This window comes from Bacillus sp. RB3 (assembly GCF_030164735.1).
Lineage (GTDB): Bacteria > Bacillota > Bacilli > Bacillales > Bacillaceae_G > Bacillus_A > Bacillus_A cereus.
In genome coordinates this window covers 132,485-154,741 of record NZ_JASNGE010000013.1, presented here as the reverse complement: position 1 = coordinate 154,741, position 22,257 = coordinate 132,485, and the positions used below count along the sequence as shown (strand labels likewise).

Genomic DNA, 22,257 nt, shown 5'->3' with positions numbered 1-22,257 from the left:
AAGCTAGCAAATGCTAGCTTTTTTCTTTTTGACACCGATAAATTACTAACGTTTTTGTGTCACGCCATATACCGTTATGAAGTGACAATTCATTTTCTACTTCTTCTTTTAGCCATACCTTCATTTCCGCGTGAAGGTATGTATTATCAGGTATATTTAGCGACGGAAACATGCTAGAAATATAGTTTACAATCGGAGTAGCATGATGAAAAACGAGAGCATTATGAATAACTGTTTCTTCAACAGTTGGAAAAACAGATTGTAATATCTCTTTACCGTTTTCTAAACAAAATGGAATGACTGATGATGTTGTTTTCGGTAAATCAAATGCGTCTAACATACGGTTACACATTTCAACTATACGAGGTAGTGTAACGCTAGAATTTGTTGTAGCTAAAAGTGTTCCGCTAGGACGAATTACTTTATGGAATCCTTGAATTGTTTTTTCAACATCTTTCACATGGTATAACATATGTCTTGCAATTATTAGGTCATAACAATTTGTTTCGAAAGGAAGTTTACTAGCATCCCCTCGTTTCCATTCTATTAAGTTATTTGTTTTAGCAGCTTCAGCAAGCATAGCTTCGGATTGATCAAACCCGGTTAATGGGCCTTTATGACCATTTGTTTGTAAAAGGGAAAGGAATTTTCCACTAGCGCACCCAACCTCTAATATATTTTCTTCCCCTTGAAGTTGTAAATGTTCAATGACGATCTTATCTAAATCTACGTGTTTTTCTTCGTAATGTGTATGTGTGTCGATGCGTGTTTGTAAATGGTTGCTAACGTTATACTGACGTTTTACATCATTCATTTTGTCACATTCCACCTTTGTGCAAAATTGTTGGATTGCATGTGTTAATACATCTGTTTTCTTTAAACCTTCGTAATGGAGTGCTGATTCAAACCTTTTAAGTAATTTCTCTTCAATTCGAAAATGAATATCTTTTCGTTTTGTCACTGAAATTTCGCCCCTTTGCATCTGTTAGTGAGACTATAGCATGCTTGGAAATTTTGTGTAAATCATTTGTGTACACAAATGGAGGGGATGAAAAAATTGTTTGAATGTGAGTTTAAACTATTGACGATTTAAACGTTTTCATATATTCTTAAATTAAGTAATATTCAAATAATTCAAAAGAAATGAGAGAGTCACATGCTTCTTCAAGGAACACATCGAATTGGTCGTATGGCCATGCTGTTGGCACTTGCGGATGAGAATGAAAGTCCTGTATTATCCATTCCAAAAGGTTGGAAGTATTGTACGGGGAAAGTGGGTTCGATGAATTCGCAAAAGGTTGTCGCAGCAATGGAAACAGCGGCTAAAAGCAACCAAGTTATTGAAACAGATGTTTACAGAGAAACACATGCACTTTATCATGCAATTATGGAAGCTTTGTACGGAGTGACGAGAGGTCAAATTCAGTTAGCAGACGTTCTTCGTACAGTAGGACTTCGTTTTGCGATTGTGCGCGGTACACCATACGACGGAAAAAAAGAAGGCGAATGGGTTGCTGTTGCATTATATGGAACGATTGGTGCACCTGTAAAAGGATCTGAGCATGAGGCGATTGGTTTAGGAATTAATCACATATGATTTGCCCATAGTCTATTAGTTAGAAGGGGGCCTTACTTTTTTAGGACAGAAGTCTGTCTTAAAAAGATAAGGTCCCCTTTTGCCTTTTTAAGGAGGAAAAATGATGATTACGTTAACAGGACATACATTGACAGTTGAAGAAATGAAGAGTTTATTACTGGAAGGAGAAGGTGTAACAGCTTGTCCAACTAGTATGCAAAAGGTAGCGGAGTGCCGCGAAGTAGTTGAGAAAATTGTAGAGGACGGAAAAGTCGTTTACGGAATTACAACTGGATTTGGAAAGTTTAGTGATGTGCTTATCCAAAAAGATGATGTAAAGGCACTTCAACATAATTTAATTCAGTCACATGCATGTGGGATTGGTGATCCATTCCCGGAAGAAGTATCGCGTGGAATGTTAATTTTACGAGCGAACACGATGCTTAAAGGAGTATCTGGTGTTAGGCCGCTTGTTGTAAATATGCTTCTTGAGTTTGTAAACCGTAAAATTCATCCAGTCGTTCCGCAACAAGGTTCACTTGGTGCAAGTGGCGATTTAGCACCTTTATCTCATCTTGCGCTCGTATTATTAGGCGAAGGTGAAGTGTTCTATAAGGGGAAACGCGTTCATGCAATGGTTGCTCTTACAGAAGAAGGGCTTGAGCCAATTGAACTTGAAGCAAAAGAAGGTCTTGCGTTAATTAATGGTACGCAGGCGATGACAGCACAAGGAGTTCTTTCTTATATAGAAGCAGAAGCAACGGCGTATCAAGCTGAACTAATTGCTTCGATGACAATTGAAGGGTTACAAGGCATTATTGATGCATTTGATGAAAATGTTCATAAAGCACGTGGTTATAAAGAGCAAGTGGAAGTAGCGAGCAGAATTCGTGACATTCTTCATGATAGTAAATTAACAACAAAACAAGGAGAACTACGTGTACAGGATGCCTATTCACTTCGCTGTATCCCGCAAGTACACGGTGCTTCTTGGCAAGTTTTAAATTATGTGAAAGAAAAATTAGAAATTGAAATGAATGCAGCAACAGATAATCCGCTTATCTTTGATGGTGGGGAAAAAGTAATTTCGGGCGGGAATTTCCATGGTCAACCGATTGCGTTTGCGATGGACTTCTTAAAAGTAGGAATGGCAGAACTTGCAAATATTTCGGAGCGCCGTATTGAGCGTTTAGTGAATCCGCAATTAAATGATTTACCACCATTTTTAAGTCCAGAACCAGGACTTCAGTCTGGTGCAATGATTATGCAATATGCTGCAGCGTCACTAGTTTCTGAAAATAAAACGTTGGCACATCCGGCGAGTGTAGATTCAATTCCGTCTTCTGCTAACCAAGAAGATCATGTAAGTATGGGAACAATTGCTTCACGCCATGCACATCAGATTATTCAAAATGCAAGACGTGTTCTTTCTATTGAGATGATTTGTGCGATGCAAGCAGCAGAATATCGCGGAATTGAAAACATGAGTACAGTGACGAAGAGCTTCTACCATCAAGGTCGTCAGCAGGTGCCATCTATTAAAAATGACCGTATATTCTCAACAGATATTGAAAATATTGCGCATTGGTTAAAAACGAATTATTCGATAAAAGAAAGATTAGATGTAAACGCAGCACTATAAAATGAGAAAAGGGAGAGATTGAAATGGAAAAAGTACAACAAACAATTCGCGCGCCAAGAGGTACAGAGTTACAAACGAAAGGGTGGGTGCAAGAAGCTGCACTTCGTATGTTAATGAACAATTTAGATCCTGAAGTTGCTGAAAAACCAGAAGAATTAGTTGTATATGGCGGAATTGGCCGTGCAGCTCGTAACTGGGAAAGTTATCAGGCGATTGTAGATTCATTAAAAACGTTAGAAAGCGATGAAACGTTACTTGTTCAATCAGGAAAGCCAGTTGCCATTTTTAAATCACATGAAGATGCACCTCGCGTTTTGTTAGCGAACTCAAACTTAGTACCAAAATGGGCAAACTGGGATCACTTCCGAGAACTAGAGAAAAAAGGTCTTATGATGTACGGACAAATGACAGCTGGTAGCTGGATTTACATTGGAACGCAAGGGATTCTACAAGGAACATATGAAACATTTGGTGAAGCAGCTCGTCAACATTTCGATGGTTCATTAAAAGGTACATTAACACTTACTGCTGGTTTAGGTGGTATGGGTGGTGCACAACCTCTTGCTGTAACGATGAACGGCGGTGTTGTCATTGCTATTGATGTTGATAAGCGCAGCATCGATCGTCGTATTGAAAAGAGATACTGTGATATGTATACAGAATCATTAGAAGAAGCGTTAACGGTTGCGAACGAGTATAAAGAGAAGAAAGAACCGATTTCTATTGGTTTATTAGGAAATGCGGCAGAAATTTTACCAGAACTAGTGAAGCGCAATATTACACCAGACTTAGTTACAGATCAAACATCTGCTCATGATCCATTAAACGGTTATATTCCAGTAGGCTACACGTTAGAAGAAGCAGCGAAACTTCGTGAAGAAGATCCAGAACGCTACGTACAATTATCAAAAGAAAGTATGACAAAACATGTGGAAGCAATGCTTGCTATGCAAGAAAAAGGCGCAATTACATTTGATTACGGAAATAACATTCGCCAAGTTGCTTTCGATGAAGGTTTGAAAAATGCATTCGATTTCCCAGGATTCGTTCCAGCATTTATCCGTCCATTATTCTGCGAAGGAAAAGGACCATTCCGCTGGGTAGCACTTTCTGGTGATCCAGAAGATATTTATAAAACAGACGAAGTAATTTTACGTGAGTTCGCTGATAATGAACATTTATGTAACTGGATTCGTATGGCACGTCAACAAGTTGAATTCCAAGGGCTTCCATCACGTATTTGTTGGCTTGGTTACGGTGAGCGAGCGAAATTTGGTCGCATCATTAATGAAATGGTTGCAAATGGTGAATTATCAGCACCAATCGTTATCGGTCGTGACCATTTAGATTGTGGATCAGTAGCATCTCCAAATCGTGAAACAGAAGCGATGAAAGATGGTAGTGATGCAGTAGCTGACTGGCCAATTTTAAATGCATTAATTAATAGTGTAAACGGTGCAAGCTGGGTATCTGTTCACCACGGTGGTGGCGTTGGTATGGGTTATTCACTTCATGCGGGAATGGTTATCGTTGCAGATGGAACAGAAGCAGCAGCAAAACGAATTGAGCGCGTATTAACTTCTGACCCTGGTATGGGTGTTGTTCGTCACGTGGATGCAGGGTATGACTTAGCTGTGGAAACTGCGAAAGAAAAAGGCGTTAACATTCCGATGATGAAATAAGGAGGAGAAAACATGCTGGACACTTTACTAATAAATATCGGTCAATTACTAACAATGGATCAAGAAGATGGCTTGTTAAGACGGGAAGCGATGAACACGCTTCCTGTTATCGAAAACGGTGCGGTTGGAATTGAAAATGGTGTAATTACTTTCGTTGGAACAGCGGAAGAAGCGAAAGGATTACAAGCGAGAGAAGTTATTGATTGCGGCGGGAAAATGGTTTCTCCTGGTCTCGTTGACCCGCATACTCATCTTGTATTTGGTGGATCTCGTGAAAATGAAATCGCACTAAAACTACAAGGAGTTCCGTACTTAGAAATTTTAGAACAAGGCGGAGGCATACTTTCAACTGTAAATGCAACGAAACAGGCGTCGAAAGAAGAACTTGTTCAAAAAGCGAAATTCCATTTAGACCGTATGCTATCTTTCGGAGTTACTACTGTAGAAGCGAAGAGTGGTTACGGATTAGATGATGAGACGGAATGGAAACAATTAGAGGCAACAGCACAATTACAAAAAGAGCATCCGATCGATTTAGTTTCAACATTTTTAGGTGCTCATGCAGTTCCGAAAGAGTATAAAGGTAGATCGAAAGAATTTTTACAATGGATGTTAGACCTACTACCAGAAATGAAAGAGAAGCAATTAGCGGAGTTCGTTGATATTTTCTGTGAAACAGGTGTGTTCTCTGTAGAAGAATCAAAAGAATTTTTATTAAAAGCGAAAGAGCTTGGCTTTGATGTGAAAATTCATGCAGATGAAATCGACCCTCTTGGTGGTGCGGAAGCAGCGGCAGAAATCGGTGCAGCATCAGCGGACCATTTAGTTGGTGCTTCTGATAAAGGAATTGAAATGCTTGCAAATTCTAATACAGTAGCAACTTTATTACCAGGAACAACTTTCTATTTAAATAAAGAAAGCTTTGCTCGTGGACGTAAAATGATTGATGAAGGTGTTGCAGTTGCGTTAGCTACAGACTTTAACCCAGGTAGCTGTCCAACTGAAAATATTCAGCTTATTATGAGCATTGCGATGCTAAAATTGAAAATGACACCAGAAGAAGTTTGGAATGCCGTAACGGTTAACTCATCATATGCCATTAACCGTGGTGATGTAGCTGGGAAAATTAGAGTTGGTCGTAAGGCAGATTTAGTTTTATGGGATGCTTACAATTATGCTTACGTACCGTATCATTACGGCGTAAGTCATGTGAATACAGTATGGAAGAATGGTAATATTGCATATACAAGAGGTGAACAATCGTGGAGCACGGCCACTATTTAAAGAAAAATGCAAAGTTTATTGATCGTGAAGTGACGAAATGGAGTGAGATGATTAAAGATTGGGAGGAAGGTGTGGAAATATTCGGTGCTGCCTTAATTGGAGCACCCCTTTCTAAACCGTCTATTAGTCATTCAGGAGCGAGTTTTGCGCCAAAAACAATTCGTGCGATGTTAGATGCATATAGCACATATGCAATTACAGAAGAACACGATATGAAAGAAAGTGTCTTATATGATTGCGGCGATATTACGATGCATGTGACGGATATAAAAGAAAGTCATAAACGAATTGCGAAAACAGTTGGGCATGTAACGAAAGTAAACCCGAACATGATACCAATCGTTCTTGGCGGTGACCACTCGATTAGTTTTCCGAGTATAACAGGTTTTGCAAACAGTAAAGGAAAGGTCGGAATTATTCAATTTGATGCTCATCATGATTTACGTAATTTAGATGATGGAGGCCCGTCAAATGGTACACCATTCCGTAGTTTACTAGAAAATGATGTCATTACTGGAAAACAACTCGTTCAAATTGGAATTCGTAATTTTTCTAATGCACGTGCGTACCATGAATATGCAATAGAGCATGGTGTAACAGTGTATACAATGAAAGACGTACGAGAGCGAGAAATAAAAGATATTATCACGGAAAGTATTGAAGTATTAAGAAATCAAGGTGTGACTTCTATTTATATTTCTCTTGATATGGATGTGCTAGACCAAGCGTTTGCACCAGGTTGTCCAGCAATTGGGCCTGGTGGGATGGATAGTACGACTTTACTAGATGCGATTGAATTCCTTGGTAAAGAATCGCTCGTTCAAGGGATGGATATAGTAGAGATTGATCCAACTCTTGATTTCAGAGATATGACGAGTAGAGTAGCAGCGCAAGTGATTATGAGTTTTCTTTTAGCGAGGGAAACAGTTAGCAAACAGGTTAGTATATAGACGGAAAAGTAGATATTTATTTATGCCTTATCAAAAACACATCACTACTTAAATGTAGTGATGTGTTTTTGTGTTAAAGGAGAATGAATGTGTGTGGAACCGTTAATGGAATTGCGATTTTTATAGTGTATTGTGTAAATTTAATTTCTTGCTTCTGAAGTATTGACTCGTAAAATAATTTTATGATAAAATAAAAATTTTGCTAAAAAACTAAAAGTATGTTAAGCTTGAGAAGGTTACCATATATGGAGGTGGATTATTTGTTTCAAATTGGTGATAATATTGTTTATCCAATGCAGGGAGCAGGTATAATTAAAGCCATAGAAGAGAAGGAAATCTCAGGAGAAAAACAACAGTATTATGTTATAAAAATGTCGGCTAGTAATATGGAACTAATGATTCCAGCAGGGAGAATATTGAATTCGAATATACGACCAGTTACGGATATAACCGCATTAGCACACATAATGGATATTTTTCAACATGGGGAATCAGATAGATTACTTACGTGGAAACAAAGGTATAAATTGAACACTGATAAAATAAAGACGGGTAAAATGCAAGAAGGTGCTGAAGTTGTGCGTGATTTAATGCGTATACAGAAAGAAAAAGCACTTAATGCAAGCGAAAAGAAGATGTTAGATAACGCATATGAATTTTTGATTAGTGAACTGGGATTAATTGAAGGTATCACAGAAAATCAGATAAAAAGCTTTTGTTAAGGTTCATTACAAATAATGTATTATATCCCAAAAAAGATCTTGAATTTTTTGGGAACATAATTATAGAAAATTTATCATTTCAAAGACATTCAACTCTTTCAAACCACTTTTAGAGCATTACCTCTATTGTTATTACTACAATCAAATCCATTTTTATTTTTTAATTTCATTTATGAATGTTCGAAGTTTAATTGAATACTTCGATAAAATAGTTACTTGATTTTTGCAATCCTGATTCACACTGGCACGGACGAGGAGCCGTAAGGATGAAAGAGAGGTAGGGCTTTCATTGTTTTAGGTATATAAGTTATTATTTTTAGAAGAATACTGAACCATTTTCACTTCTATTGATAAGGTGTTTTTTATTAAAGAGATAAACGGATTGACAGCCATATATGGTCAACAAAAAAGGTTTCCTCCTAAGGAAACCTTTTTAATATTATTTACAGCGTTTTATTTTTTGAATATTCGAATTTTTTTGTTATAAAGTCGTAAAAATTGACGTTACTATCTAAAAGTAAGTATGATGCGATTATAGTAAGATTTTTTAGGGGGAAGAAAAATGACAAGTTCAAGTAATAAAGCAGCGAGTATTTATGAAGGAACAAATGTAAATGCTGGGGGATTTTTTGAAAACGTTGAAGAAACAAAGTTGTTTGATCCAATTCAAGTTGGAACTTGGTCTCTTCGTAATCGTATAGCGATGGCACCGATGACAAGATGCTTTGCAGATAATGAGACTGGAGTAGTTGGTGCTGATGTAGTGGAGTACTACAGAAAACGTGCTGCGGATGGAATTGGACTAATTATTACAGAAGGAATTGTCATTAGTCCGAGAGCAAAAGGAAACCCAGGAGTACCAGGTATTTATACACAAGAACAAATCGATTCTTGGAAACCTGTTACAGAGGCAGTACATAAAGAAGGCGGGACGATTATTGCTCAAATATGGCATGTTGGGCGTATGAGTCATCATGAAATAATTGGTGGTCAAATGCCACAAGCACCGTCGGCTATCGCTGCAGAGGGGAATGTTCCACGCTTTCGTAAACCGTTTGATACGCCAGAAGCAATGACGTTAGAAGAAATACAAGAAGTGATCGGTCAATACGCACAAGCTGCGAAAAATGCGATCGAAGCTGGATTTGATGGAGTAGAAATTCACGGTGCACACGGATATTTAATCGATCAATTTACGTATGAGTTTGCGAATAAGCGAACAGATAAATATGGCGGTGATTTAAAACAAAGGTTAACGTTTATGAAAGAAGTAACGGCGGCTGTAATAGAAGCTGTTGGAGCTAATAAAACACTTCTTCGTTTCTCTGCTTTCAAAGGTGATAATCCTACTTATATGTGGGAAAATCCTGAGTTTGCAATTGAAACGTTCATAAATATGTTTAAAGAGGTTGGGTTAACGATGATCCATCCTTCAACGATGAATTATACGCAAGAGATTGCTGACGGAAAGAATTTTCATCAACTAGTAAGAAAATATTGGGATGGTACGATTGTTGGGGTTGGTAATTTAAATCCGAAAGAGGCCGAAGAAGCGTTGCAAGAAGGAACGATTGATGTAGCAGCATTCGGAAGACCGTTAATTGCTAATCCAGACTTTGTTCATCGAATTAAACACGCTGAAAGTTTAGTTGAATATGACGCGAAAGAGCATCTTGCTACGTTAGTATGAATAAAGATAAAAGGAGAGCACATCGAGTGTTCTCCTTTTATTATGGAATTTCATAGGGGGAAGCGGGATGAGTGAAACGCTACTCGTTATTATTAGTATATTACTATTTTTAATGTTGCTTTTAATCGTCTTTTTTATCATCACATTTTTTATAAAAAAACGAACACACCATTCTATTTTAAAATTACATCCGTACTTAGGAAGAATGCGCTACTTACTGGAAAAGATAGGGCCTGAATTTCGACAATATTGGTTTGATCATGATACGGATGGAAAGCCTTTCTCACGTTATGATTTTCAAAGTGTTATGTTTTTAGCGAAATATCGCTCTGAAATACTTGGTTTTGGATCAAAACGAGATTTTGAAGCTTCTGGATATTATATTGCTAATACATTATTTCCAATATTAACTGAGGAATTAAGTGTGAATCTCACGCAAGAGCGGGAAGGTAAAAAGTACGTGATTCATAAAGAAGGGTTATTTTCAAGAAGAGAAAAATTGACAGCGGATACAACGAATCTTTGGCTGTACGAAGAAGATGATGCAATTATAGTCGGTGAGAACCGTAAATATCCGTGGAAGCTACATGGCATGTTTGGTGCATCTGCGACTTCTTACGGTGCGATTGGAGAAAATTATATTTTAGCGAGTGGTTTTGGAGCAAAAATGGCAGGCGGATCGTGGATTAATACGGGTGAAGGTGGCGTTATTCCAGAACATTTACATACAGGAGCGAATATCGTTGCGCAAATTGGTCCAGGGTTATTTGGATACCGTGATGAAGACGGTAATTTTTCAATGGAAAAATTCATGGAGAAAGCGAAAGAAAGTAATATTAGAGCATTCGAATTGAAATTTGGGCAAGGTGCTAAAATACGTGGTGGTCATTTAGAGGGACAAAAAGTAAATGAGAAAATTGCTTTTGTTCGCAACGTCCGAAAGGGAGAGACGATTAATTCACCGAATCGATTTTCATTTTTAAAGAATGCAGCGGATACACTTTGTTTTATTCAACAGTTGCAAGAAAACAGCGGTAAACCAGTTGGAATGAAAATTGTAATTGGTCAGCAGGAGCCTTTGGAAGATTTAATAAAAACAATGAAAGAACTAAACATTTACCCAGATTTTATTACAATCGACGGTTCAGAAGGCGGATCAGGGGCAACGTATAAATCGATGGCAGATTATATGGGACTGCCGCTTATTCCAGCATTACTTACATTTATTGATACAGCAAACCATTATGGTGTCCGTAACAAGTTTAAAGTATTTGCATCGGGTAAATTAATCACACCAGATAAAGTGGCGATTGCTTTAGCGATTGGGGCGGATGCTGTAAGTTCAGCCCGTGGGTTTATGATGGCAAGTGGCTGTATTATGGCCCTTCAATGTAATTCTGGTCAATGTCCATCTGGTGTAGCCACGACGAATCCGCATTATCAAAAAGCGTTAGATCCGTATGAGAAGAAGTGGCGAGTTATGAATTATATTATTAGTATGAGATATAGTTTATTTTCATTAGCGGCAGCGGCGGGAGTGAAGAGCCCGCGCCATTTAACTAGAGAGCATATTGTGTTTAAAGACGAGGTGGGGAGAGTAGTTCCTCTTTCGGAATTGTTTCCTATAGTAAATCAAACCTAAAAGTATATTTGATGTGTAAGATTTTTTAGAGGAATAATTATATTTTTGGAAAAATTAGGAGTATAATAGGGGAGTATTTTTGAAAATGACTATTTTTAGGGAGAGATTCACTTGCAGCAAGGTTCGTACAGTATTACAATTTTTTTACTCGTCATAGGGCTCGTTATATTTAGACGCATGCGCTCTATGAATCGACCAATTAATAATAAAGGAAGACGACTACTATTGCCATTATTCTTCTTATTACCAGGTTTTTCTTTATACGCAGCACCGATACAACTTGCTGGTTGGCAAATTGGTATAGCTGCTGGGATCGGACTGTTATTGTCAATTCCACTTATTATTTTAAGTGGGTATGAAGTCAGAGAAGATGGTCAAATTTATGCGAAAAAAAGTATCGCTTTTATTGCTACATTTTTAGTTATTGTTCTTTTACGTGCTTATTTTAGAAGACATTTACAAGGTCTAGATCCAAAGTCAATCGGCATTCTTTTCTACACTCTTGCGGTTTGTTATATAGTACCTTGGCGTATTGGATGCTATATGAAATTTCGTAAAGTATATGTAGAGAAAGCAAAATTTGAGACGTCAATAAGCTAAAAGTCATACATTTGTATGGCTTTTAGTTTTTAAAATTTATCGGGTAAAGGAATGAAAATAAGGTGTGAAAAAACACTCTTTAATTTTCTGAATATTATTACTTTAATTTCTTGAAAAATCATTGTAATCCACTGGGATAAAGGCGTTTATAAAGGTTTTCACATGTAATGAAAAGTGCTCGTTCACTTGAAAGAACAAAAAATGTTTGTTAAGGTAGGGAACCATAAGTGAAAACAAGAAAAATGAAAGTAAGGACTTATTGACAATAAAAAATAAGTAACTTATAATAAATCTTGAGTTCGAGATAAATAATGTTCATAATGAAAATTTATTATGGTTATAAATCGAACAAATATTTTTTGTGAATTATCTTGAATTCGAGATAATTCAATAGGTTAGACACCGATACGTAATTTTTTGATTAATATCTCGAATTCGAGATAAAATTATAATGACGGATTTTACTTTGTAGCATGGACAAAATGAATAATGAATTTAAATGTAAAAGAATTTTTATAATGAAATAAAAAAGGAGTGGAAGAAATGGAAAAGAAAACAATGGGAATCCATCATATTACAGCGATTGTAGGGCATCCACAAGAAAATGTAGACTTTTATGCTGGTGTATTGGGGTTACGTTTAGTGAAACAAACAGTGAATTTTGATGATCCAGGTACGTACCATCTTTATTTTGGAAATGAAGGAGGAAAGCCTGGAACAATTATTACGTTTTTCCCATGGGCAGGTGCTCGTCAAGGTATTATTGGAGATGGTCAAGTAGGAATTACGTCTTACGTTGTACCAAAAGGTGCAATGGAGTTTTGGGAAAATAGATTAGAAAAATTCGATGTTTCGTATACAAAAATGACTCGTTTTGGAGAGCAGTATTTAGAATTTGATGATCCGCATGGTTTGCATATAGAATTAGTTGAAAGAGAAAAAGGCGAATTAAATAATTGGAGTTTTGGAGAAGTGACACCAGAAGTAGCCATTAAAGGGTTTGGAGGTGCTGTTCTTTTATCTACACAGCCTCAAAAAACAGCTGAATTGTTAGAACATATTATGGGTCTTGAGAAAATTGGAGAAGAGGGTGAATTTGTTCGATTCCGTTCTTCTGCTGACATTGGAAATATTATTGATTTGAAATTATCAACAATCGGTCGTGGCCAAATGGGCGTTGGCACAGTTCATCATATTGCCTGGAGAGCGAGTGACGATGCTGATCAGCTAGACTGGAAAGAGCATGTGTCGCGTTTTGGATATCACGTAACTCCTGTACAAGATCGAAATTATTTTAACGCGATTTATTTTAGAGAACATGGTGAAATCTTATTTGAAATTGCAACAGATCCTCCTGGTTTCGCTCATGATGAATCGTTAGAGACGATGGGTGAGGAATTAAAGTTACCGGAACAATATGAACAACATAGAAAACAGATTGAACAAACGCTTTTACCATTTGAAGTGAGAAATTTAGATTAAAGTGATTGAAGGGGGAACAGGATTATGATGAAACATGTTTTTCAAAAAGGAAAAGATACGTCAAAACCAGTGTTGTTATTACTTCATGGCACAGGTGGTAATGAATTAGATTTACTACCACTTGCAGAAATAGTTGATCCGGAAGCGTCGGTATTAAGCGTTAGGGGAAATGTGTTAGAGAATGGGATGCCGCGTTTCTTCCGCCGATTAGCAGAGGGCATTTTTGATGAAGAGGATTTAATTTTCCGTACGAAGGAATTAAATGAATTTTTAGATGAAGCGGCTAAAGAATATAAATTCGATAGAAATAACATTGTAGCTATCGGTTATTCGAATGGGGCAAATATCGCAGCAAGCTTATTATTCCATTACGAAAATGCATTGAAAGGTGCTGTGCTTCATCACCCAATGGTACCAAGAAGAGGAATGCAATTAGCAAATTTAGCAGGTAAATTTGTGTTTATTGCTGCTGGGACAAATGATCCAATTTGTTCATCAGCAGAGTCAGAGGAATTGAAGATACTATTAGAAAATGCAAACGCGAATGTAACAATGCATTGGGAAAATCGAGGGCATCAATTAACGATGGGTGAAGTAGAAAAAGCAAAAGAGTGGTATGACAAAGTATTTAAAAAAAGAAGCATCTGCTAACGATTAGCAGATGCTTCTTTTTTATTTAAGACTGGATTGCAAGATGAGATGAAGAAAGTGGTAGCTCAATATCAACAATTGTACCTTTATTTAATTCGCTTGAAATGTGTAATTTACCATGATGTTCTTCAATTATTTTGTAACACATCATTAATCCTAGTCCTGTGCCTTTTTCTTTTAAACTATAAAAAGGTTCGCCTAGACGGGAGATACGATCTTCTGGAATGCCACAACCTTCATCGATAATTCGTATTAAGATGAAATTATCCTCTAATGGTTTTGTTTGGATGAAAATATTTCCGCCATTTGGCATCGCTTCTATCGCATTTTTTAATATGTTTATAAAAACTTGTTTTAATTGGTTACCGTCACATTGAATATCATATACGTAATCAAAATGATCCATGATGATATGAACGCTATGCATAATTGCAGTCGGTAAAATAAATGTAACTACCTCTTCAATTAAAGTTTGTATGTTACAAGTTTGGATAGATAATACTTGTGGCTTAGACATCGCCATAAATTGACTCGTGATGGATTCCATTTGTGAAATCTCACTTAACATAACATCGATATACCATTTTTGCTCCTCATTTATTTCAGGGAGGAGCAATGTTAGAAAACCCTTTAGGGAAGTGAGTGGATTCCGAATTTCATGGGCAATTCCAGCTGTCAGTTGTCCGACTACTGCGAGCTTCTCAGATTTTCGTAGTAACTTTTCAGTTTCTTTTAGCTCAGTAACATCTCTCCCCATCACGATAAGACCTTTGCGAGAACCATCAGGATGATAAAGCGGAACTTTTGATATACTTAAGATTAAATCGAAATCATCTCTATGTATAATAAATTCCTCGCCATGAAGAATTTGTCTTTGTTGCCATGCTAGTTCATCGACTTCTTCACAATGTAAAAAAGCTTCTCGGTATGCTTCATTATATTGAATGAGTTCGCTATCTTTTTTCCCGTGGTAAGGTACATGATGGAAGTTGAAGCAAGAAAGTGCGTAGTCATTTGCCTCAAGCCAGCGCCCTTCATGATCTTTAAATATAACAAACGCAGGCATGGAGTTTACTAATGTACGTAATCTCTTCTCACTTTCTTTTAGCATATTCTCAATTCTTTCTGATTTTTCAAGTGGCTTCATAATAGCGTATACACCAGTAAGACGATTTTGAACAAAGATAGGAACTAGTTTTGTCACAACATCTAATAAGAATCCATTTTTATGATAAATAGATAAGATATACTCTTGTTGATTATCCGCTTCAGTATTCTTTATATTTTGTAATACTTGCTCAGAAATATGGGCTCCTAAAATAGAGGTAATATTTTTCTGTTCTAATTCTAAAGAAGTGTAACCTAATATTCTTTCGGCAGAAGGATTTATATGTAGAATAACTCCTTCTAAGTTTAATGAAATAATACTATCAGGATTATGTTCGAACAGAGATGCGTACATTTCTGTTAATGAACGATCTTGTATATGGTTTCGCAAACGTCTAGAAATGTTCGGATGACGTTTTTTTTGAGTTGGTGAATATTTTTTACGACTCATAATAGTTCCTCCGTACAAATAGCATCTAAAAAGATTTGTCTATTCATAACTATAATATAGATGTGATGTGTATTTCTATAAAAAATGGAAGTTATAGAATAAATTTTGTTTTTTTATTTTTTTTGCAAAGTGAATGCAGGATGGTAATAAGGGGAGCTTATATTGTTTTATAACCCTTTTGTAAGTTACAGACGGCTGTTTTCCGTATAACATTAGGGTAGAGGAGGGGGAGAGAAAATGAAAAATTATATTCAAGGGATTGATCACGTGCAAGTAGCTGCACCTGTAGAGTGTGAAGAAGAGGCGCGTGATTTTTATGGGAATAAAATTGGTATGGTAGAAATTCCAAAGCCAGAAGAGTTGAAAAAACGAGGTGGATGTTGGTTTAAATGTGGAAATCAAGAAATCCATATTGGTGTCGAGCGGAACTTTACACCAGCTAAAAAGGCTCATCCAGCTTTTTATGTGAATGAAATTAATGAATTTAAGCAAACACTTATAGAGCAAGGTGTAAAAGTGATTGATGATTATGCACGGCCAGATGTAATTCGATTTTACGTATCAGACCCGTTTGGAAACAGAATTGAATTTATGCAAAATAAAGACTAGGTGTATTCCCACCTAGTCTTTAACTTCTTCTGAAAAGTCCTAACACTTCTACAGTTTCTGTAATATTAACGAATGCATTCGGGTCAATTTCAGAAATTGTAAGTTTCATACTTGCTAATTCTTCACGAGAAACGACCGTCATAAGTACACGCTTTTTCTCGCTTGAATAAGCGCCTTCGCCATCAAGTAACGTTATTCCACGTACAACAGTTGAAAGAAGCTGTTTTTTCATTTTTTCTGCTTCATTTGTTACAATCATAAGTGTAACTTTACGATGTTTTGTATGAACAGCATCAATTACTTTACCAGTTACATAAATTGAAAGTAAGCTTGTAAGTGCAACATCCCAGGTGAAGAAGAATCCTGCGATTATTACAACGACTGCATTTAAAATAATAAGGAATCCGCCAAGTTTAATGTCTCGCTTGCGGGATAAAAGCATACCGATAATATCAAATCCACCAGTGGATCCATTACAGTTAAAAACAAGACCAATACCAGCTCCGGCGATGACACCTCCGAAGATAGAAGATAACAATGGATCTGTTGCTACGACTTTTACTGGAACGTAGTATAATGCAACAGATAATACAACTACAGAGACAACTGTGTTAAAAATTACTTTTTTTCCAAGGCCTATGTACCCTAAAATAAGGATAGGTAAGTTTAATACAAAGTTAATAATGCCTGTGTTTACAGGGGTTACAATCCCTAAAATAATAGCAATTCCGCCAATTCCACTACTTAAAATTTTGTGGGGGATAAGGAAAAGATTAAAGGCAACCGCAATAATAATAGAACCGATAATAACACCAAGGAATCTGACCATTTCTTTCCCGTCCTTCACTGAAAAATTCATATTATTTCAAGATTATATATGATATTGAAAGTTTTGGGTAAAAACAGTTTATTTTGGTAAATTAGATTAATCGAAAGAATTTGAGTATTTTATCATTTGAAAGGGGATACAGTTGTGAAGATAAAAACATATCAACAGAAAAGCCCGTTGAAGCAAGAATGTGAGGATTCTTATTTTTGTAATAAAGATAAAAAGATTTATGGTGTATGTGACGGTGCAACACCACTTGTCCCGTTTCGTGATGAAAATGGACATAATGGAGCATACATCGCTTCGCATTTATTTGCAAATTATTTTACTGCATTACGAGAGAATCATAGTTTACAATTTGCAGTTGCCAAAGCAAATGAAGCATTACAAAGCAAAATGTTAGAATATGAAGTAGACACGAGAAAAAAAGAGCATTTGTGGTGCACATGTATCGCGGCAGTTCAAATAGTTGGTGAGAAAATTGAATATGCGCAGCTTGGGGACTGTATGATTGTCGCAACTTTTCAAAATGGAACGATGCAAGTATTAACGAAAGACACAGTTGAAGGAATTAGTAAACGAGCAAAAAGGAAGAGGGAAGAAGATCGTAAGAAAGGTTTATCTGTGCCGGAAGAACCTGTTTTTCAAGATGTTCGAGAACAATTAAAGTACAATCGTTATCTTGCAAATATGCCAAATGGTTACTCAGTTGCAAATGGAATGAAAGAAGCGATACATTATTTACAACATGGTGAATTACATACAGATGAAGTGAGTGGAATTTTTATTTGTTCAGACGGGTTATTTCACCCAGATTGGTCATTAGAACAAACTGTTGCATATATAAGAAAGAATAGTATAAATGAATATGTAGCAATCATTGAAGAGCTAGAAGCGGAAAAGAGAATAAGGCCAGATGATAAAACGATTATTATGATTGATTTTTAAGAGGAGGCAGTTCAAATGGAAATTAAATATGTCAATCTAACATTTCAAGATGAATTAGTTCCTTTAGAAAAAGTAAATCAACTGATTATCCACCATACAGCTGAAGATGGATGGGACGTGTATAAAACGCATGAATTTCATCAAACTGTAAGAGGGTGGAGCGGGATTGGTTACAACTATTTTATCGAAAAGGACGGAACTGTAGTGGAAGGGCGAGGTTTACATATTGGAGCGCACGCGAAAGACCATAACCGCCATACAATTGGAATATGTATGACGGGAAATTTCGATAAATACGATCCAACTCCTGCACAAGTGAATGCATTATATTCTTTATGCAAAATGTTTATGAAGCAATTTGCTATAAAGAAAGAAAATATACTAGGTCATAGGGAGTTAGAAGGAGTTACAAAAAGCTGTCCTGGTAATCGTTTTTCTATGGTAGAGTTAAGGAAGATATTATCTTAAATATAGAGGAGTAACAACGATGATGAATATAAAAATACCAAATGATAAAAAAGAAGAACTTGTAGCGCAAATTCAGCAATTTTTCGTTGAAGAAGATTTAGATGAAATTGGACGTTTCCAAGCAGAGCGTTTAATAGAAGAAATGGTTAAATTAGTTGGACCATTTGCATACAATCAAGCGATTGGAGATGCAAGAAAGCTTGTAAGTGAGAAATTAACGAATATCGAAGAAGATTTATACGTGTTAGAGAAGAATGAAGGAAAATAAAAAAAGAGCCGATGGGCTCTTTTTTTATTTGATTGATAGCAAAAAAACATAGGGAAAACACGGAAAAGACATTGAAAATACACCTTTTATTTTTAGAATATTCTTAGTTTTAAAATACTTCAGAAAGGAAGATTGTAATGAGATTAACGCCAAGAGAAATTGATAAACTGCTAGTAGTTGTTGCGGCTGATTTAGCTTATCGACGAAAGGAGAGGGGGCTTAAGTTAAACTATCCAGAAAGTATCGCTATTATTACGTATGAAATTTTGGAAGGAGCAAGAGATGGTAAAAATGTAGCGGAATTAATGGAACTTGGAAAAACCATTTTAAGTGCTGAAGATGTTATGGATGGTATTGCAGACATGATATCAGATATTCAAGTTGAGGCAACTTTTCCTGATGGAACAAAATTAGTAACTATTCATCAGCCAATTCATTAAAGGAAGTGAATGTTATGATTCCAGGGCAATATATCCTTGCGAAAGAAGACATAGTATGTAATGGAAATAAAAAAGCAATGAAAGTCAAAGTGATAAATCAGGGAGATAGACCCATTCAAATTGGATCTCATTACCACTTTTATGAAGTGAATGAGGCGTTAAAATTCAATCGCAGTGTAGCAATTGGACAACATTTAAATATTCCAGCAGGTACAGCGGTAAGATTTGAGCCTGGAGATGAAAAAACGATTGAACTAGTTCCATATTCAGGGGAACAAGAAGTATATGGATTTAAAAATAAAGTGGATGGCGATATTCAATCTTACACAAAAAGAGGGAGATAGCATGAGTTTTAAGATGTCACGTAAACAATATGCTGATTTATATGGTCCAACTACAGGAGATTCTATTCGTTTAGCGGATACACAATTATTCGCACATGTTGATCGAAATGCCACTGTATATGGTGATGAAGCTGTCTTTGGTGGAGGAAAATCAATTAGGGATGGTATGGGACAAAATTCACAACTTACAAGAGAACAGGGGGTTGTGGATGTTGTTATTACGAATGCAATTATTATTGATTATACGGGAGTATATAAAGCGGATATTGGTATAAAAGATGGGAAGATTTCAGCAATTGGTAAGAGTGGTAATCCTTCAGTTATGGATAATATTGATATCATCATTGGAACATCAACGGAAGTAATTTCTGGTGAGCGGAAAATCGTTACAGCTGGAGGTATTGATACACATGTGCATTTCATATCCCCACAACAAATTGATACGGCATTGGCTTCAGGTATAACAACTTTAATTGGTGGGGGAACAGGACCGGCAGAAGGGACTAAGGCAACTACAATAACACCTGGATCTTGGAATTTAAGAAAAATGCTAGAAGCAGCAGAAGCTTTTCCTATAAATCTTGGATTTTTAGGGAAAGGAAATAGTTCAAGTTTACCTGCCCTGGAAGAACAAATATTTGCAGGGGCTATCGGATTGAAAATCCATGAAGATTGGGGAGCAACTTCGTCAGCAATTAATCACTCGTTACAGATTGCTGATAAATATGATATTCAAGTCGCTATTCATACGGATACGTTAAACGAATGTGGTTTTGTGGAAGAAACGATAAAAGCTATTGATAATCGTGTTATTCATACGTACCACACTGAAGGAGCTGGAGGTGGGCATGCACCAGATATTATAAAGATTGCTGCGCTGAATAATATTTTACCATCATCAACGAACCCGACCTTGCCATATACAGTGAATACGCTGGATGAACATTTAGATATGCTCATGGTATGTCATCATTTAAAAGCGAATATTCCAGAAGATGTAATGTTTGCAGATTCAAGGATTCGAAAAGAAACAATCGCGGCAGAGGATATTTTGCAAGATTTAGGGGTTTTCAGCATGATTAGCTCTGACTCACAGGCGATGGGAAGGGTTGGAGAGGTTATTATTCGCAATTGGCAAACCGCCGATAAAATGAAAAAGCAGATTGGTAGTTTAGAGGGAGATAAAGAATATAACGATAATAATAGAATTCAACGTTATATAGCTAAGTATACAATTAATCCAGCTATTACACATGGGATTTCAGAATACGTGGGCTCTATTGAAATAGGAAAGTATGCAGACCTTGTAATATGGGATCCACAATTTTTCGGTGTTAAGCCAGATATGGTTTTGAAAAACGGAATGGTAGTGATGGCATTAATGGGAGACGAGAATGCTTCAATTCCTACCCCACAACCATATTATGAAAAAAAGATGTTTGGTGCATATGGAAAAGCAGTACAGTCAAGTTCGATTACATTTGTATCGAAAGTAGCTTATGAGAATAATATTAAAGAAAAATTAGGTTTAAATAAAGTTGTATTACCTGTTAAAAATACGAGAGAGATTTCGAAGCAAGATATGAAGCTAAATAATGCAACACCAGAAATTGAAGTAGATCCGCAGACATATGAAGTTAAAGTTGATGGACAAGTAATCACGTGTGAAGCAGTAGATGTACTACCTATGGCTCAAAGATATTTTTTATTTTGATATAACGGGGGAGATAAAATGATTATTGAAAAAATTAATAACAACGTATGCAATATGAATGATTTCTCAAACACAAAAAAGCATCTTGATAAGATATTAATTTCTAGTGAGCTTTTACTGAAGAGAGTTCAGAAATTATATTCAGAATCTGGTTTTGAAATTGGGGTGTCTTTAGATAGTGGAGAAACATTAAAGAACGGTGATATTTTATATGAAGATGAAAATCGAATTGTGTATATTGAAGTATTACCAGAAGAGGTAATTGTAATTACTCCAACATCAATAAAAGAAATGGGAATTATTGCTCATAACTTAGGGAATAGACATTTACCAGCACAATTCGATGAAGGGTGCATGATTTTGGCGAACGACTACTTAGTAGATGATTTACTTAAAAAGGAAGGTGTTCCTTATCAAAAAGAAAATAGAGTATTACCAAAACCGTTCAAGCATGCTTCGCACAAACATATTTAACCTACTTAACCTACTCCAAATTAGTGATTCGAACTTCCCAACAGGAAGTTTTAGTCACTCTTTTGGATTAGAAACATTTATTCAAGAGGGACAAGTTACAAATAAAGACGGGTTTTTCAAATGGGTTAATCGATATGTAAAAGTCCAATTAACATACACGGACGGCTTAATTTGCAAATATACTTACGAAGCCATTAAGAATAATGAGGGAGAACAAATTACATTTTTAGATGATTTAATAACAGCACAAACATTGCCTTTTGAATGTAGAAAAGCAAATAGAATGATTAGTAAAAGTACTTCTAAATTATTGTGTGAATTGTTCTCGTTTGTAAATTTAAATATATATAAAGAAAATATTATGGGTAATAAATTACAAGGTCATCCGAGTATTGTATACGGAATATTAGGGGCGGAATTGAAAATGACAATAGAAGAAACGCTCTTAGTTTTCTTATACTCAAGTGTTGGAAGTATAATTCAAAACGGTGTGAGAGCCATTCCTCTTGGACAAACAGATGGTCAAAAACTATTACAAGAATGCCATGAATTAATCTGCGAATCTATTGATAGAATTCAAATACTTTCATTAGAAGATTTTGGATTGAATGATCCTGAATTCGAAATAAATCAAATGCAACATGAAGATGTAAATGTAAGGGTCTTCATGTCATAGGGAGGAAG

At 36.2% G+C, this 22,257-nt stretch carries 23 protein-coding genes; 20 read left to right on the top strand and 3 right to left on the bottom strand.

What is annotated here, in order from left to right:
• Positions 1-13 precede the first annotated feature (13 nt).
• Positions 14-961 (bottom strand): class I SAM-dependent methyltransferase, encoded by a 948-nt coding sequence (locus tag QO049_RS18070; RefSeq protein WP_246960930.1) that lies wholly within the window; start codon positions 959-961, stop codon positions 14-16.
• A 195-nt stretch (positions 962-1,156) separates the two neighbouring features.
• Here QO049_RS18070 and hutP point away from each other — a divergent pair, with 195 nt between their 5' ends.
• The 11 genes from hutP (at position 1,157) to QO049_RS18015 (ending at position 13,921) form a co-directional block, all read left to right on the top strand.
• A complete protein-coding gene (gene hutP / locus QO049_RS18065; RefSeq protein WP_000926516.1) occupies positions 1,157-1,597 on the top strand; it encodes a hut operon transcriptional regulator HutP in 441 nt (146 codons plus the stop codon).
• A 103-nt stretch (positions 1,598-1,700) separates the two neighbouring features.
• Entirely contained in the window at positions 1,701-3,218 is a 1,518-nt protein-coding gene (gene hutH / locus QO049_RS18060) for a histidine ammonia-lyase (RefSeq protein ID WP_000631881.1), read from the top strand.
• Between the two features lie 23 nt (positions 3,219-3,241).
• Positions 3,242-4,900, top strand: a complete 1,659-nt coding sequence (gene hutU / locus QO049_RS18055) for a urocanate hydratase (RefSeq protein ID WP_000416946.1) — start codon at positions 3,242-3,244, stop codon at positions 4,898-4,900.
• Positions 4,901-4,912: 12 nt separating this feature from the next.
• Positions 4,913-6,184, top strand: coding sequence for an imidazolonepropionase (gene hutI / locus QO049_RS18050; RefSeq protein ID WP_000887540.1), 1,272 nt, complete (start codon positions 4,913-4,915; stop codon positions 6,182-6,184).
• Positions 6,163-7,134 carry a formimidoylglutamase gene (gene hutG, locus QO049_RS18045; protein WP_000399828.1) on the top strand — a complete coding sequence of 324 codons (972 nt, stop codon included), beginning with the start codon at positions 6,163-6,165 and terminating at the stop codon, positions 7,132-7,134. Before hutI ends, hutG begins: the two co-directional genes overlap by 22 nt.
• 260 nt (positions 7,135-7,394) lie before the next feature.
• A complete protein-coding gene (locus QO049_RS18040) occupies positions 7,395-7,856 on the top strand; it encodes a CarD family transcriptional regulator (protein WP_170317877.1) in 462 nt (153 codons plus the stop codon).
• A 562-nt stretch (positions 7,857-8,418) separates the two neighbouring features.
• Positions 8,419-9,546 carry an alkene reductase gene (locus QO049_RS18035; protein WP_098382427.1) on the top strand — a complete coding sequence of 376 codons (1,128 nt, stop codon included), beginning with the start codon at positions 8,419-8,421 and terminating at the stop codon, positions 9,544-9,546.
• Positions 9,547-9,613: 67 nt separating this feature from the next.
• Positions 9,614-11,188, top strand: coding sequence for an FMN-binding glutamate synthase family protein (locus QO049_RS18030; RefSeq protein WP_246960927.1), 1,575 nt, complete (start codon positions 9,614-9,616; stop codon positions 11,186-11,188).
• Between the two features lie 111 nt (positions 11,189-11,299).
• Entirely contained in the window at positions 11,300-11,788 is a 489-nt protein-coding gene (locus tag QO049_RS18025) for a cytochrome c biogenesis protein CcdC (RefSeq protein ID WP_001183922.1), read from the top strand.
• A gap of 543 nt (positions 11,789-12,331) precedes the next feature.
• On the top strand, positions 12,332-13,270 hold the full coding sequence (locus QO049_RS18020) for a ring-cleaving dioxygenase (RefSeq protein ID WP_000412731.1): 939 nt from the start codon (positions 12,332-12,334) through the stop codon (positions 13,268-13,270).
• A 24-nt stretch (positions 13,271-13,294) separates the two neighbouring features.
• Entirely contained in the window at positions 13,295-13,921 is a 627-nt protein-coding gene (locus tag QO049_RS18015; protein ID WP_246960925.1) for an alpha/beta hydrolase, read from the top strand.
• Between the two features lie 25 nt (positions 13,922-13,946).
• Here the strand turns inward: QO049_RS18015 and QO049_RS18010 are convergent, their stop codons facing one another.
• Positions 13,947-15,479, bottom strand: a complete 1,533-nt coding sequence (locus tag QO049_RS18010) for a BA3702 family sensor histidine kinase (protein WP_000087658.1) — start codon at positions 15,477-15,479, stop codon at positions 13,947-13,949.
• Positions 15,480-15,716: 237 nt separating this feature from the next.
• On the opposite strand from QO049_RS18010, the gene QO049_RS18005 reads away from it, so the two are divergent.
• Positions 15,717-16,088 (top strand): VOC family protein, encoded by a 372-nt coding sequence (locus QO049_RS18005; RefSeq protein WP_000800767.1) that lies wholly within the window; start codon positions 15,717-15,719, stop codon positions 16,086-16,088.
• A 19-nt stretch (positions 16,089-16,107) separates the two neighbouring features.
• Here the strand turns inward: QO049_RS18005 and QO049_RS18000 are convergent, their stop codons facing one another.
• Positions 16,108-16,917, bottom strand: a complete 810-nt coding sequence (locus QO049_RS18000; protein ID WP_000251344.1) for a YitT family protein — start codon at positions 16,915-16,917, stop codon at positions 16,108-16,110.
• Between the two features lie 126 nt (positions 16,918-17,043).
• On the opposite strand from QO049_RS18000, the gene QO049_RS17995 reads away from it, so the two are divergent.
• The 8 genes from QO049_RS17995 to QO049_RS17960 all read left to right on the top strand — a co-directional run bounded on the left by QO049_RS17995 (position 17,044) and on the right by QO049_RS17960 (position 22,249).
• Positions 17,044-17,865, top strand: a complete 822-nt coding sequence (locus QO049_RS17995; RefSeq protein WP_002062026.1) for a protein phosphatase 2C domain-containing protein — start codon at positions 17,044-17,046, stop codon at positions 17,863-17,865.
• Between the two features lie 15 nt (positions 17,866-17,880).
• Positions 17,881-18,333 (top strand): peptidoglycan recognition protein family protein, encoded by a 453-nt coding sequence (locus tag QO049_RS17990; RefSeq protein ID WP_000404192.1) that lies wholly within the window; start codon positions 17,881-17,883, stop codon positions 18,331-18,333.
• Positions 18,334-18,352: 19 nt separating this feature from the next.
• Positions 18,353-18,601 (top strand): DUF2164 domain-containing protein, encoded by a 249-nt coding sequence (locus tag QO049_RS17985; protein ID WP_000981075.1) that lies wholly within the window; start codon positions 18,353-18,355, stop codon positions 18,599-18,601.
• Between the two features lie 137 nt (positions 18,602-18,738).
• A complete protein-coding gene (locus tag QO049_RS17980) occupies positions 18,739-19,041 on the top strand; it encodes an urease subunit gamma (protein ID WP_001241328.1) in 303 nt (100 codons plus the stop codon).
• Between the two features lie 14 nt (positions 19,042-19,055).
• Positions 19,056-19,385 carry an urease subunit beta gene (locus tag QO049_RS17975; protein WP_000612160.1) on the top strand — a complete coding sequence of 110 codons (330 nt, stop codon included), beginning with the start codon at positions 19,056-19,058 and terminating at the stop codon, positions 19,383-19,385.
• A gap of 1 nt (position 19,386) precedes the next feature.
• Positions 19,387-21,099, top strand: a complete 1,713-nt coding sequence (ureC, locus tag QO049_RS17970; RefSeq protein WP_000008664.1) for an urease subunit alpha — start codon at positions 19,387-19,389, stop codon at positions 21,097-21,099.
• Positions 21,100-21,117: 18 nt separating this feature from the next.
• On the top strand, positions 21,118-21,573 hold the full coding sequence (locus QO049_RS17965) for an urease accessory protein UreE (protein ID WP_246960920.1): 456 nt from the start codon (positions 21,118-21,120) through the stop codon (positions 21,571-21,573).
• On the top strand, positions 21,551-22,249 hold the full coding sequence (locus QO049_RS17960; protein ID WP_000946573.1) for an urease accessory protein UreF: 699 nt from the start codon (positions 21,551-21,553) through the stop codon (positions 22,247-22,249). Before QO049_RS17965 ends, QO049_RS17960 begins: the two co-directional genes overlap by 23 nt.
• The last annotated feature ends 8 nt before the right edge of the window (positions 22,250-22,257 follow it).